At 68.9% G+C, this 13799-nt stretch carries 10 protein-coding genes; 5 read left to right on the forward strand and 5 right to left on the reverse strand.

The window, feature by feature from the left end; all coding sequences use genetic code 11:
* Nucleotides 1–91 precede the first annotated feature (91 nt).
* The gene (gene pnp / locus EGK76_RS07390) at nucleotides 92–2200 is read left to right on the forward strand and encodes a polyribonucleotide nucleotidyltransferase (protein WP_123832172.1); all 2109 of its coding nucleotides are present in this window, start codon (nucleotides 92–94) and stop codon (nucleotides 2198–2200) included.
* 521 nt (nucleotides 2201–2721) lie between these two features.
* Entirely contained in the window at nucleotides 2722–4428 is a 1707-nt protein-coding gene (gene asnB, locus EGK76_RS07395) for an asparagine synthase B (RefSeq protein ID WP_123832173.1), read from the forward strand.
* A 293-nt stretch (nucleotides 4429–4721) separates the two neighbouring features.
* Here the strand turns inward: asnB and EGK76_RS07400 are convergent, their stop codons facing one another.
* Complete coding sequence (locus EGK76_RS07400; RefSeq protein WP_123832174.1) at nucleotides 4722–5270, reverse strand: cytochrome b; 549 nt, start codon at nucleotides 5268–5270, stop codon at nucleotides 4722–4724.
* A 318-nt stretch (nucleotides 5271–5588) separates the two neighbouring features.
* Here EGK76_RS07400 and fabV point away from each other — a divergent pair, with 318 nt between their 5' ends.
* Nucleotides 5589–6800 carry an enoyl-ACP reductase FabV gene (gene fabV, locus EGK76_RS07405; protein ID WP_123832175.1) on the forward strand — a complete coding sequence of 404 codons (1212 nt, stop codon included), beginning with the start codon at nucleotides 5589–5591 and terminating at the stop codon, nucleotides 6798–6800.
* Nucleotides 6801–6862: 62 nt separating this feature from the next.
* Here the strand turns inward: fabV and EGK76_RS07410 are convergent, their stop codons facing one another.
* A complete protein-coding gene (locus EGK76_RS07410) occupies nucleotides 6863–7186 on the reverse strand; it encodes a hypothetical protein (RefSeq protein ID WP_123832176.1) in 324 nt (107 codons plus the stop codon).
* A 222-nt stretch (nucleotides 7187–7408) separates the two neighbouring features.
* On the opposite strand from EGK76_RS07410, the gene EGK76_RS07415 reads away from it, so the two are divergent.
* The gene (locus EGK76_RS07415) at nucleotides 7409–8014 is read left to right on the forward strand and encodes an alpha-ketoglutarate-dependent dioxygenase AlkB (protein WP_123832177.1); all 606 of its coding nucleotides are present in this window, start codon (nucleotides 7409–7411) and stop codon (nucleotides 8012–8014) included.
* A 13-nt stretch (nucleotides 8015–8027) separates the two neighbouring features.
* Here EGK76_RS07415 and EGK76_RS07420 read toward each other — a convergent pair whose 3' ends face one another.
* Both EGK76_RS07420 and EGK76_RS07425 read right to left on the reverse strand, forming a co-directional pair.
* Entirely contained in the window at nucleotides 8028–10586 is a 2559-nt protein-coding gene (locus EGK76_RS07420; protein ID WP_123832178.1) for a penicillin acylase family protein, read from the reverse strand.
* A gap of 65 nt (nucleotides 10587–10651) precedes the next feature.
* Complete coding sequence (locus tag EGK76_RS07425; RefSeq protein WP_123832179.1) at nucleotides 10652–12010, reverse strand: Hsp70 family protein; 1359 nt, start codon at nucleotides 12008–12010, stop codon at nucleotides 10652–10654.
* 172 nt (nucleotides 12011–12182) lie between these two features.
* Between EGK76_RS07425 and bfr the strand changes: the two genes are divergently transcribed.
* Nucleotides 12183–12677 carry a bacterioferritin gene (bfr, locus tag EGK76_RS07430; RefSeq protein ID WP_096297567.1) on the forward strand — a complete coding sequence of 165 codons (495 nt, stop codon included), beginning with the start codon at nucleotides 12183–12185 and terminating at the stop codon, nucleotides 12675–12677.
* A 317-nt stretch (nucleotides 12678–12994) separates the two neighbouring features.
* On the opposite strand, the gene EGK76_RS07435 is transcribed toward bfr, so the two are convergent.
* Nucleotides 12995–13654, reverse strand: a complete 660-nt coding sequence (locus EGK76_RS07435; RefSeq protein ID WP_123832180.1) for a thiopurine S-methyltransferase — start codon at nucleotides 13652–13654, stop codon at nucleotides 12995–12997.
* Nucleotides 13655–13799 lie beyond the last annotated feature (145 nt).

The following is a 13799-nucleotide window of genomic DNA, read 5'->3' on the forward strand; positions in this document are numbered from 1 at the left end:
CCGTGGTTCTTTTCTGGGCGTGGGTAACGCCCGCCCGACCGGGGCAAGGGTTCCGGCCGGTTCATCGCAAGAGACATCAAGGAATTCCAACGTGGCAAAAGTGACAAAGAGCTTCCAGTACGGCAGCCAGACCGTGACGCTCGAGACCGGCGAGATCGCGCGCCAGGCTGGCGGCGCCGTCATGGTGTCCTGCGACGGCACCCAGGTGCTCGTCACCGCGGTCGCCAACAAGACCGCACGCGAGGGGCAGGATTTCTTCCCGCTCACCGTGGATTACCAGGAGAAGTTCTACGCGGGCGGCCGCATTCCCGGCGGCTTCTTCAAGCGTGAAGGCCGCGCCACGGAGAAGGAGACGCTGACCTCGCGTCTGATCGACCGTCCGATCCGTCCGCTGTTCCCCGATGGCTTCCGCAACGAAGTCCAGGTGATCGCCACGGTGATGTCGATGAACCCGGAAGTCGACGGCGACATCCTGGCCCTGATCGGCGCGTCCGCCGCGCTTTCGCTCTCCGGCGCGCCATTTGACGGCCCGATCGGCGCGGCGAAGGTCGGCTACAAGGACGGCCAGTACCTGCTGAACCCGACCGTGTCGGCCCTGAAGGATTCGGACCTCGAGCTCGTCGTCGCCGGTACCGCCAACGCGGTGCTGATGGTGGAATCGGAAGCCAAGGAGCTGTCGGAAGACGTGATGCTCGGCGCGGTGATGTTCGGTCACCAGCAGATGCAGGTCGCGATCGCCGCGATCAACGAGCTCGTCGCCGAGGCCGGCAAGCCGAAGTGGGAGTGGTCGGCTCCGGCCACCAACGAAAGCCTGATCACCGCGATCCGCAATGCGGTCGGCGAGCAGCTGGCCGGCGCGTTCCAGGTGCGCGACAAGCTCGAGCGCAAGGACGCGATCTCCAAGGTCAAGAAGGCGATCCTCGAAGCCGTCGCGCCGCACGCCGAGGCCAATGCCTGGTCGGCCGGCGAGCTGTCGAAGGAGTTCAGCGAGCAGGAATACCAGACGATGCGCAACTCGGTCCTCAAGACCAAGGTCCGCATCGACGGCCGCGCGCTCGACCAGGTGCGTCCGATCAGCTCGAAGGTCAGCATCCTGCCGCGCGTGCACGGCTCGGCGCTGTTCACCCGTGGCGAGACCCAGGCGATCGTTGCGGTCACGCTGGGCACCGCCCGCGACGGCCAGATCATCGATTCGGTCTCCGGCGAGTACAAGGAACACTTCCTGTTCCATTACAACTTCCCTCCCTACTCGGTGGGCGAAGCCGGCCGCATGATGGGTCCGAAGCGTCGCGAGATCGGCCATGGCCGCCTCGCCAAGCGCGGCGTGCTCGCCGTGATGCCGACGATGGAAGAGTTCCCGTACACCATCCGCGTCGTGTCGGAGATCACCGAGTCGAACGGTTCCTCGTCGATGGCGTCGGTCTGCGGTTCGTCGCTGGCGCTGATGGACGCGGGCGTGCCGATCAAGGCACCGGTCGCCGGCATCGCGATGGGTCTGGTCAAGGAAGGCGACGAGTACGTCGTGCTGTCGGACATCCTGGGTGACGAAGATCACCTCGGCGACATGGACTTCAAGGTTGCCGGCACCACCAACGGCATCTCGGCGCTGCAGATGGACATCAAGATCCAGGGCATCACCGAAGAGATCATGCGTGTCGCGCTGGCACAGGCCAAGCAGGGTCGTCTGCACATCCTCAACGAGATGAGCAGCGCGCTGACCACCGCCCGTACCGAACTCAGCGAGTTCGCGCCGCGCCTGATCACGATCAAGATCCACCCCGACAAGATCCGCGAGGTCATCGGCAAGGGCGGTTCGGTCATCCAGGGCATCACCAAGGAGACCGGCACCCAGATCGACATCCAGGACGACGGCACGATCACGATCGCCTCGGTCGACGCGGCCGCCGGCCGTGCCGCCAAGGAGCGTATCGAGCAGATCACCTCCGACGTCGAGCCGGGCCGGATCTATGAGGGCAAGGTCGTCAAGCTGATGGACTTCGGCGCATTCGTGACGATCTCCCCCGGCAAGGACGGCCTGGTCCACGTGTCGCAGATCTCCAACGAGCGCGTCGAGAAGGTCGGCGACGTGCTCAAGGAAGGCGACGTGGTCAAGGTCAAGGTGCTGGAAGTCGACAAGCAGGGCCGTATCCGTCTGTCGATGAAGGCCGTCGCCGAAGGCGAGGGCACGCCGGCCGAGTAATCGCCAGCGTCCGAAGCAACAAGGAAACGGGCCGCGCAAGCGGCCCGTTTTCGTTGGGGCCTCGCTGGCGACTGGATGTGCGCCGTGGTGCGGCCCTGTCCGCGCACTGCGCATCGGTCTGCCACGCCGCGCCGGATGCTGGCGTGTGAACCTGCCGGCCCGCCAGCCCGCCAGCCCGCCGATCGCCGCTCTTGCCGCGCGGCAGCGCTGGAGCAACCGCTTGGTTCGGAGGTGGGTTGCATGGGGGAACGCGGTTGTTGCGCACGCAACGGTTGCACCACGAGCGCTGCGCCGATAGTTTCGATCCCATGCCGCAGATCGCCGCCAACAATCGCAACCGCAACGCACTGCGCACGAACAATCGTGCGCGGCCGATGCGGGTGTGGGAGCGGGCGCGGACGTAGCAATACAGGCAAGAACGCGCAGGCACCGAATCACACAACCCGCATCGGCCGCGATGCGGGTTTTTTCATGCCCGTATCCGGCTCCATCGACCCGATCACCCGCTCAGGAGCCCCACCATGTGTTCGATCTTCACCATCTTCGGCCTGCAACCAGGCGACGACGTGTCTGCCTTGCGTCGCCAGGCCCTCGCATGTTCGCAGCGCCAGCGCCACCGCGGGCCCGACTGGAGCGGCGTGTACGTCGACGACCAGGCGATCCTCGTACACGAGCGCCTCGCGATCGTTGACCCTGCCGGCGGTTCGCAGCCGCTGCTGTCGCAGGACGGGGCGCTGGTGCTGGCAGTCAACGGCGAGATCTACAACCACCAGGCGTTGAAGGCCGGCCTGCGCTCGGCCTACGCGTTCAAGACCGCATCGGACTGCGAGGTGGTCAACGCGCTCTACCGCGAGCATGAGACCGATGGCAGCGGCCCGGCCGCCTTCCTCGAACGGCTCAACGGCATCTTCGCGTTCGCGCTGTGGGACCGCGACAGCGGCCGCGCGATCATCGCCCGCGATCCGATCGGCGTGGTGCCGTTGTACTGGGGGCACGACCGCGAGGGCCGCCTGCGCGTCGCGTCCGAGATGAAGGCGCTTGCCGACAGTTGTGCCGATGTCTCGCAGTTTCCGCCAGGGCACTTCTATGACAGTGCCACCGGCGTACTCACGCGGTACTACCGGCGGCCGTGGCGCGACTTCGAGGCGGTCGAAGGTGTGGACGTGTCGCTCGACGAACTGCGCGAAGCGTTCGAAGCGGCGGTGCATCGCCAGCTGATGACCGACGTGCCCTACGGCGTGCTGCTGTCGGGTGGTCTGGATTCCTCGCTGGTCGCCGCCGTGGCCGCGCGTTATGCGCGCCACCGCGTCGAGGACGGCGACCGCAGCGAGGCCTGGTGGCCGCGCCTGCATTCGTTCGCGATCGGCCTCCGGGGCTCGCCCGATCTCGCGGCCGCCGCGATTGCCGCCGAGTCGCTGGGCACCGTGCACCATGGCTTCGAATACACCCTGGAGGAAGGTCTCGACGCGCTGCCGGACGTGATCCGTCATGTCGAGAGCTTCGACGTGACCACGATCCGCGCGTCGACGCCGATGTTCCTGCTCGCGCGCCGCATCAAGGCGATGGGGGTGAAGATGGTGCTCTCGGGCGAGGGCAGCGACGAGATCTTCGGCGGTTATCTGTACTTCCACCGGGCGCCGGATGCACGCCAGTTCCACGAAGAGCTGGTGCGCAAGCTCGATGCGCTGCATACCTTCGATTGCCTGCGCGCGAACAAGTCGATGATGGCCTGGGGCGTCGAGCCGCGCGTCCCGTTCCTGGACCGGGAATTCCTCGATGTCGCCATGCGTTTCGATGCCGCGCACAAGATGATCCATCGCGGCAGCGACAGCTTCCAGCGCATGGAGAAAGGCGTGCTACGTGCCGCCTTCGACGGTCATCTGCCCGACGAGATCCTGTGGCGGCAGAAGGAGCAGTTCAGCGATGGCGTGGGCTACGGCTGGATCGATGGCCTCAAGGCGCACGCGCTGGAGCATGTCAGCGACCGCGAGCTCGCAGCCGCAGCGCGCCGGTTCCCGCACGATCCGCCGCAGACCAGGGAGGCCTATCTCTATCGCTGCCTGTTCGAGCAGGTGTTTCCGTCACCTGCAGCGGCGATGACCGTGCCTGGTGGCAAATCGATCGCATGTTCGTCGCCCGCGGCGATCGCGTGGGATGCCGCCTTCGCCAGCGCCGCCGATCCTTCGGGGCGGGCGGTGGCGGGTGTGCACAACGCCGCTGTGGCCTGATGGACTGACGGTGCGGCCCGTCCAGTGGAGCGCGACCGTCCTGCCTCCCCGGGCCGCCGGTGCGGCGGGGCGGGGCGAAACGCGCAGGCGCTGATGCTCCTGCGCAGTCCCGCTGGGTGCGCGTCGCGCCGGCCGCTGCCCGATGGTGGCCGCTCTACATTGATGTCGCGCAAGCGCGGCTTGTCGTGCGTCGTTCCAGCTGTACTGAAGCGCTGAGCCGCATCGGCCCGACGGCAACGGTCATGACCATGCGGAGCGACGATCCCAGGCACTCCGCGGAACCACGCGTCGGATCAGAACTTTCCTGCCATCCGCGACAGCGTCGTATCGCGCCACACGAAATGGTGGAGCGCGACCATCGCCACGTGCCCGGTGATCAGCGCCAGCAGGGTCCATGCGACGAGGCCGTGGGACAGGTTGGCCGGTGCCATCAGCTGGTCGATCCGTTCTCCAGTCGCCGGGAAAAGCGGGATGCCCCACGGAGCGAAACCCCGGCCCGAGCCGAACTCGCGCAGCAGGGCGACGATCGGCACGTAGAGCATCAAGGCATACAGCAGCGCATGGCCGAGCGCCGCCAGGCGGCCTGCCCGGGTGGCCGGATGCGGTGGGCGCCGTCGCCACTGCGACAGCCCCCAGGCGCCGCGCAACAGGATCAACAGCATCAGCGTGGTGCCGATCGGCTTGTGCGTGCCGACGAGAAAGGCCGTCAGCGGATGCCGGCCCAGCGTGAGCTTCACACCCATGCCGAGGAACTGCCAGGCAAGCAGCGCCGCCATGCCCCAGTGCAGCACGCGTGTGACCAGGCCGTAGCGCAGTGGGGAATCGCTCCAGTGAAACGACATGCACAACGTCCTTGAAAAAACGACGCACAGTTCAGCCGCACAGCCGAGTGCTGTCAATCGCAGGACGCGCCCGTTCCGGCGCCGGCAGGCGAAGACCGGCGCGCGCGCCATGCGCAACGTGGATCGCCGACGTGGCCGGCGACGCGCTCCGGCGCTGCCTGCGAAGCGATGGTCTGCATGCGCTGCCGCGCACGAGGCGAGTGCATGGTGACGGAACCACCGCGTCGGATCGGCGCGTCACCATCGACCCCCGTACGGGACCGCCGCGATCCCAGCCCGTAAACTGGGCGCCACGTTTCCAGACACACGGGCAGCACAGTGATCATCCATCCCAAGGTCCGCGGCTTCATCTGCACCACCACGCATCCGACCGGTTGCGACCTCAACGTGCGTGACCAGATCGAGGCCACGCGCGCGCGCGGCGTGCGCGACGACGGACCGAAAAAGGTGCTGGTGATCGGCGCGTCCAGTGGCTACGGCCTGGCGGCGCGCATCAGCGCTGCGTTCGGCTTCGGCGCCGACACGCTCGGCGTGTTCTTCGAAAAGCCCGGCACCGAGAAGAAGCCCGGGACCGCCGGCTGGTACAACGCCGCCGCGTTCGACAGGTATGCCAAGCAGGCCGGGCTCTACAGCCGCTCGATCAATGGCGATGCGTTCTCGGATGCGGCGCGCGCGCAGGCGATCGAGCTGATCCGCAACGAGATGGGCGGCCAGGTGGATCTGGTCGTGTATTCGCTGGCATCCCCGGTGCGCAAGCTGCCCGACACCGGCGAAGTGAAGCGCTCGGCGCTCAAGCCGATCGGCGAGGCCTACACCTCGACCGCGATCGACACCAACAAGGACCAGATCATCGAGGCCTCGATCGAACCCGCGACCGAGCAGGAGATCGCCGACACCGTGACCGTGATGGGCGGCCAGGACTGGCAGCTTTGGATCGACGCGCTGCGCGATGCCGGCGTGCTCGCCGATAGCGCGAAGACGGTCGCCTTCAGCTACATCGGCACCGAGATCACCTGGCCGATCTACTGGCACGGCGCCCTGGGCCGCGCCAAGGCCGATCTCGATGAAACCGCGCGGCGCATCGATGCGCAACTCGGCGAAACCGGCGGCAGCGCGAACGTTGCCGTGCTCAAGTCCGTGGTCACCCAGGCCAGCGCCGCCATCCCGGTGCTGCCGCTGTACATCGCCATCGCTTTCAAGGTCATGAAGGAGAAGGGACTCCACGAGGGCACGCTCGACCAGCTCGACCGCCTGTTCCGCGAGCGCATGTATCGCGCCGACGGCGCGCCGGCCGAGCTCGACGAAGAACACCGCCTGCGTCTGGACGACTGGGAGCTGCGCGATGACGTGCAGGCGCAGTGCAAGGCGCTGTGGCCGCAGATCACCACGGAGAACCTGTCGGAACTCACCGACTACGCCGGCTACAAGCACGAGTTCCTGAAGCTGTTCGGCTTCGAGCGCAGTGATGTGGACTATGACGCCGAGGTCGATCCGGTCGTGGAATTCGACGTGATCGAACTGCGCGACTGAACGGCGCAACGACAGCGGGCGCTGCGCGCGCTCCGGCCGTGGCAAGCCGGCTGCGCCGCGGCCTACGTCGGTCTGTTGAAGCGTTCGGCGCCCAGGGCGATCCAGGCGCCGACCACCATGGAAACGAGTGCGAACAGCCCGGTCAGCGGCAGGGCCAGGCCGGGCATCCGCAAGGAGGCCAGGCCGAGGACGAAGGCCGTGGCCGGCAGGATCGCAAGCCGGCGTCCGGCCCAGCGATGCAGCGCCTCCGCATCGTGTACGCGGCGGTAATCGACGCCGGTGAGCGGTCTCGCTCGCGCGCCGGCGTAGCGGACCGCCAGGGCCACCACGCCCAGCACCGGTGAAACTGCCAGAAGGGCGATGCCCAGGAACCGCAGGCCATCCATGCGCGCGCTCCACACCAGGAGCCGGTGATGCTCGCCAGCGGGCGCGGAGGCGTCAAGCGTTGCTCCGCCGTCAGAAGACGGCCGCCCGAGGTCGCGGCGTGCGTTTCCGGTGCGCGAGACCCCGCATAAACCAAACCCGCCCACGCCGCCGCGCGTCGGTGGAGCGCCCTCTGCGGCACCGTCGCGTCCTGCGCGACACCTCCGTGCTGGAATGATCGGGTCATGGATCTGTTCGGTTCCCCTGAAGCGATCACCCTCGTCGACGACGCCGAAGGCGGTGTGCGCTACTGGCCGGGTGCGGTCGACGCGCAGACCGCCGCCGCATGGTTCGAAGCCTTGCGCGATGGCGCTCGCTGGCAGTCCCAGCAACGGCCGATGTATGACCGCATCGTCGCCGTCCCGCGGTTGCTGGCCGCCTATCGGACGGATGCGTTGCCGGCCGACCTGCCGCTTGCCCCGATGCTCGCGCTGGTGCAGCGGCTCGCGCCGGCGCCCTACACCGGCGCTGGCCTGAACCTGTATCGCGACGGCCAGGACAGCGTGGCGATGCACCACGACACGCTCCGGACCCTGGCGCCCGGGCAGCCGCTGGGCCTGCTGTCGCTGGGTGCGCCGCGGCGCATGCTGCTGCGCGCGCAGCGGGAAGGCGCGAAGGCTGTTCCCGTCGATCTCGCGCCGGGCAGCGTGCTGGTGATGAGTCATGCCTCGCAGCTGACCCATCTGCACGGCATCCCCAAGACCGCGCGACCGGTCGGGCCGCGCATCAGCGTCGTGTTCCGCGTGCGCTCGGCCGCGGCGGTGGATGAGGACCGCGAGGACGCACCGTGACTTGCGGATGCCGCTAGCGCGGCACCAGCCGCAGCGTGTGCGTGGTGGCCTGCGGCAGGAATGGCGTGGCCTGGCCCGCGGCCCAGTCGGCGTGGCCGGCGCCCCAGTACGGCGACAGCGGATGCCCGCTCTGTCCGCCCGGCATATGGGCGATGCCGTCGGCCTCGTGCCCGGGGGCCACCACCATGCGCTGCGAGGCGCCGAAGGCGGGGCCCTGGGCGCGGGGCACGGTCCCGTCGCCGGGCAGCGGCTCGGCCGGCATGCACAGGGCCCGCCTGCCGATCAACGGTACGGCCGAAGCCAGCGGGTGGCAGATCGCCGCGGTGTTGCGCTCTCCCCAGGTGCGCTGCGCCAGCGGGCCGTCCGCGCCAAGCGTGTCCCGGACCTCGCGCGCGGCATCCTCGAACAGGGCCGCCCAACCGTCGGTGGTCGGCACGCAGGCGCCGCGCTGGGTGTCGGCGGTGCAGGCGAACCGACGTGGCAGCAGATGGGCCGGGCGCTGCTCGACCAGCGGCCACGCCACACCCTCGAAGTTCGGTGGATCAGGCAGCGCGAAGTCCTTGCCGAGTCTCGCCCGTGCCGGCAGGGCCAGGCCCTCGGCGAGCCGTGCATGTACTCCGATCCGCCAGGCGCGCACCAGCCGGTAGCCGGCCGAGTCGACGCTGGCGTGACCGCTCCAGTCGCGCGAAGCCTCCGCGAGTGCGCGCATCGCGCTGTCTTCCGCCGCGTCCCCGCCCACGTCGCGCAGCAGGTCGTGCCAGCGCGACAGCAGCGTCGCGCGATCGTCGAGCTGGATCGCGAGCAGGTCCTGTTCGGTGAAGCGCGTCCGCGCGGCGAGTCCTTCGCGTATCTGCCAGGCGCGGATGCCGAGCGCGGCACCGCCGTCGCCGATGCGCACGAAGTCGGCGCCGTCGACGACGCGGTTGTTCGCGGTCCACAGGCGATCGGTGTCGGGCGAGCGCAGCACCGGCGAGGCATCGGTGGCGACGGACCAGGGCGCGCAGGCGTTGGTGGCCGCACCGGCCGGTACCGACACGCGCGCGCCGTCGCAGGCCGGCCCCCGCACCGGGATCGGTCCGAGCAGGCGCCAGGCGATCGCGCCGACGCGGTCGCCGATCACCACGTTCTGCGTGGGCATCGCAGTGCGGTCGGCGATCGCCAGCGCGTCATCGACATCCCGTGCAAGGGCGAAGTCCGCCAGGCCGAGATTCAGGGCGCCGGGCAGATGCGCAGTCCAGCGCAATGCCAGCGCGCTGCCATCGTCGCCGCGGTGGATCAACGGGCCCCAGTCGCTCTCCTCGACGACCAATTCGACGGCCTCGCCTCCGGCCACCTCGATGCGCTCGGTGTGTCGCACCACCGGCACACAGCCTGCGGTGGGCGTCGCTCCGCACGGCGTCTGGCGCTGCCAGTCGAGGAAGTCGCCGTAGCTGTTGGTAAAGCCCCAGGCGATGTGGGTATTGCTGCCGACGATGACGGCCGGCAGGCCGGGCAGGGTGAAGCCGGTGACATCGACCCGGCCACCCGGCGCGCGCGGATCGGGATAGCGCAGCCGGGCGCGGAACCAGATGTTGGGTGCGCGCAGGCCCAGATGCATATCGTCGGCGACCAGCGCGCGGCCGTCGCCGGTCAGGGCGCCGGACACGGCGAAGTTGTTGCTGCCCGGCGAAAGATCCGCCGCCGAAGGCGGCGCACCAACGCCTCTCTCCCGCGTTGCGGGAGAGAGGGGGACCACCTGCGGAGCAGGTGGTGGAGTGAGGGCCAGCGGAGATGTTCCGTAAGAAGCTTCGTCTCGTGCGGCACCCATGGACGCAAACGGCGAACGTTCCCGAAGACCGCCATCCCCCTCCACCATCTCCAACAACCGCAGATCCACGACGTCCGCGCCCGGCAACACTGCATCGCCCCGCGTGGCGCCGAAGAGCGGCGCGTCCCAGCGGCTGCCTGCATGCGCGAACAGATCGAACAGGGCCGGCGGCAGCGCGGGCGCGAGCCGATGCATCGCCAGCTCGCGGGCGTTGGTCGCGTCCTGCAGATCGAAATACATCGCAAAACCGGTCAGCACGGAGTCTGCGGGAGTCCAGGGTTGCGGGAATTGCCGCAGCAGCAGGTAGGGCCATGGCCGCACGCGCAGTGCGGCAAGTCCGGCATTGGCGCCGTCGGCATAGGCCTGCAGCTGCGGCATGCGGTCGCCGGCGATGTCCGCAAGCGAAGCCTCCACCCGCGCACGCATGCGGTGCACGCGGTTGCGGCGATCCGCTTCCAGCGCGCGCGCGCCGAACAGCGCCGAGAGTTCCCCCGGCGGCACGCGCCGCATCAGGTCCATCTCGAACCAGCGCTCCTGCGCGTGCACATAGCCCAGTGCGCGCATCGCATCGGTTTCGTTCGCGGCGGAGATGGTGACAACGCCGTCGGCATCGCGCTCGATGGTGGCGGGCGCGCCGAGTCCTTCCAGTGCGATCTCGCCGTCCAGCGTCGGCAGGCTCGCACGCAGCGCCAGCCACGTGCCGGCGCATGCCAGCACCAGCACCACGGCGAGGGTGAACACCGTCCGCAGCAACCACTTGCGCATCGCGCTTCCCCGGCCGCGACGGATGCGGCCCCGACGGATTATTCCACGCAGGCAGGGGCGGTCGGTCAGGTGCGCGCGTGCTCGGCGAGGCCGGAGACCACGCCCAGCGAGGGATCGCCGCGGACGATGCGTGCATCGGGGAAGCGTGCCTGCGCGGCGGCCTGCACATAGGGCGCGCCGGACATGCCGCCGGTCAGGAACAGGCTGTCGGGCGGTGCATCGAGTTCTCCGCGGACCTCGTCGAGCAGTCCGCCGATGGTTGCGAGGAAGCGCGCGCTGGCGGCCTCGAGATCGGCGCGCGATGCGTCCACGCGTAGACCGGGCTCGATGTAGTCGAGTGCATGCCCGGCGGTGTCATGGCCGCTCAGCCGCACCTTCATGCCTTCGACGCCGCGGTAGAGCCGCGTGGTGCCGCCGTCGCGCTGCAGGCCCTGCAGCCGCGCGCCGAAGGGCGCATCGACATGGCGGAAATCGCGGTTGTGGAATTCGCGCTGGCGCGGCATGTCCTGCACGGTCGCCGCTTCGACGAAGTGATGGACCGGGATGCGGCTGGCGCCCTTGCCGAACAGGGGCATGACCTGGGCCATGCTGAGCGCCAGGTCGACGTCGGTGCCGCCGTTGGCGACGCCCCAGGCGCGATGCACCCGTGGCGCCTCGCCGCCGCCGATCTCGGCCAGTGCGATGTCGGTCGTGCCGCCGCCGATGTCGACGACGAGGGTCGTGTGCCGCGCCGGGCTGGCGGCGTGGTAGTGCAGCGCGGCCGCGGCGGGTTCTTCGAGGAACTCGATCGCATCGAAGCCCGCCTGGGTTGCCGCCTCGCGCAGCAGCGCGAGCGCCTGCTCGCCACCGGCCTCGCCGAGCGAGCTGCGGAAGCGCACCGGCCGCCCCAGCGTCGCCGCGCGCACGGTGGTGCCGAGCTGCTGGCTCGCGGTCAGCCGGATGTGCTCGAGGATGTGCGCGGCGATGCCGGTGATCGTCTCCTTCGCGCGCGGATGCAGGTTGAAGCCGAGCATGGATTTCGGCGACTGCACCAGATTGCCGCTGCCTTCGAGCAGATAGCTCTCGATCGCCGCCTCACCGAAGACGGCGTGCTGCAGGTCGGCGGCGGACGCGGCGGCATCGCGCATGCGCGCTTCCAGCCACCGCCGGCGGACCACGCGGATGGCGTCGCGGCGCAGCAACGCCGAAGGGCGCGGTGGCGTGCCGGCACGGGACTGCTCGCTGCGCAGCGAGCGGGCAATGGCGTCGACCTCGGCTTCCATCGCCGCGTCGAGTTCGAAGGCGTCGAGGTCGGGCAGGGTGGTCGGGAAATACACCGCGGTCCGGAACTGCGGCTGTCCGTCGAAGCGGATGTGCACCAGGTCGTCGCCGACGCGCGCGGCGGCGGCCGAATAACTGGTGCCGAAATCGATGCCGATCTTCATTGCGGGAGACGCCGGGCGGAAAGGCGCGGGAGTCTACGCGCTTGCCCGTGGTGGCGCATGCCGCCGGGTCGTGGCAACCCGCCTGAGAATGCGAAATGCATCCATTCCCATCCGATCATCCTTCACCGCGCGCCGGCATACTGCATGCATTCCACGCGTCGCGAGAGCTGCCATGAAGGGTCATCCCGAAGTTGTCGACTACCTGAAGTTCCTGCTCCGTGGCGAGCTGGCGGCGCGCGACCAGTATTTCCTGCATTCGCGCCGCTATGAAGACCTGGGTCTGTACCAGCTCTACGCGCGCATCAACCACGAGATGGAGGAGGAGACCCAGCACGCCGACGCGCTGCTCAAGCGCATCCTGTTCCTGGAAGGCGTGCCGGACATGCGTCCCGATGCGTTCGAGCCCGGCGTCACCGTGGAGGAGATGCTGCGCAAGGATCTCGATCTCGAATACCTCGTGCGCGACAACCTGGCCAAGGGCATCGCATTGTGCGAGCAGCACGGCGATTTCGTGAGCCGCGAAGTGCTGGTGACCCAGCTGGCCGACACCGAGGAAGACCACACCTACTGGCTGGAGAAGCAGCTGCGCCTGATCCGCATGATCGGCATCGAGCGCTACCAGCAGAGCCGCATGGGCGAAGAAGGTGCCCATCCTGGCGTCGGGTGAGATGGACGCGGCGGATTCGCCGCGTTGGGGAATCGTTGGAACGCCTGCGGCTGTCGCGGGCGTTTCTGTTTTCCCGATTCGCCGCTGACGACGGCCTCCTTCGGCGCCATCGGGGTGGGCCGCATGCCCTCAACCCAACCCCTCTCCCGGAGGGAGGGGGCCCGGATTTCGCGGGTATTGGCTTCCAAGCGTGGCGACCAGAGGGGCAGAGGCTGGAACCCGCGCGCATTCTCTTTGCCCCTCTCCCTCCGGGAGAGGGGTTGGGGTGAGGGCCGCCGCCGGGCACATCCCGTACCGCACGCCGCCCAGAACCGGCATCACCCCCGCCGCGCCACCCGATATACCGCCGTCGACAAGGCAGTGACGCCATCGGCAACGAACCCGGGCTCGTTGGTGAGGATGTCGCGTCGCTCGACGACGTCGACCACCCAGTCCCGATCGAGCAAGGCAGCCACTTCGTCCGCGTCCACAGCGAACGGCGGCCCAGCCTTCTCGGCCTGCGGATATTCCAGCGTGATCAGCAATCCCCGGCAGCCGGGAGGCAGATCGCGCCACGCGGTAGCGGCATAGGTGCGGCGCAGGTCCGGCGGCAGGGCGATCATGGCCGCGCGGTCGTAGACCGCTGCACAGTCGGCGAGCGTCTTCGCGTCGAGCGCGAACGCGTCGCCGACGATCAGCTCGTAGGGTCCGGCGGTGAAATGCCGCCCCGTCGCGGTCTCATGGACCGACGGCGCGAGGCCACGCTCGTCGAAGAACTGGCGCACCGCCAGCTCCGACAGCTCGACGCCGAGCACGCGATGTCCGCGTTCGGCCAGCCACACCATGTCCAGCGACTTGCCGCACAGCGGCACGAACACGCGGGCCTCGGCAGCGAGTCCCAGCGCCGGCCAGTGGGTGGCCAGCAGCGGCAACGGCGCGTCGCGATGGAAGCCGATGCGGTTGCTGGACCAGCGCTCGTGCCAGAACTCGGGGTGCATGGTGTCTCCTTGACGGGGCGACGGTCACATGGGGGCGTGCCCACGAAAGCCTGAGGTCGTACGTCCTTGCCGACCGCGCCTCGGGCGCGAAGGCCGTGAGATGTCACGGCCGGAACCTCACGACGCGCGGATCGACCAGGCGCGC

This window comes from Luteimonas sp. 100069 (assembly GCF_003813845.1).
In the GTDB taxonomy this organism is placed as follows: Bacteria; Pseudomonadota; Gammaproteobacteria; order Xanthomonadales; family Xanthomonadaceae; genus Luteimonas; species Luteimonas chenhongjianii.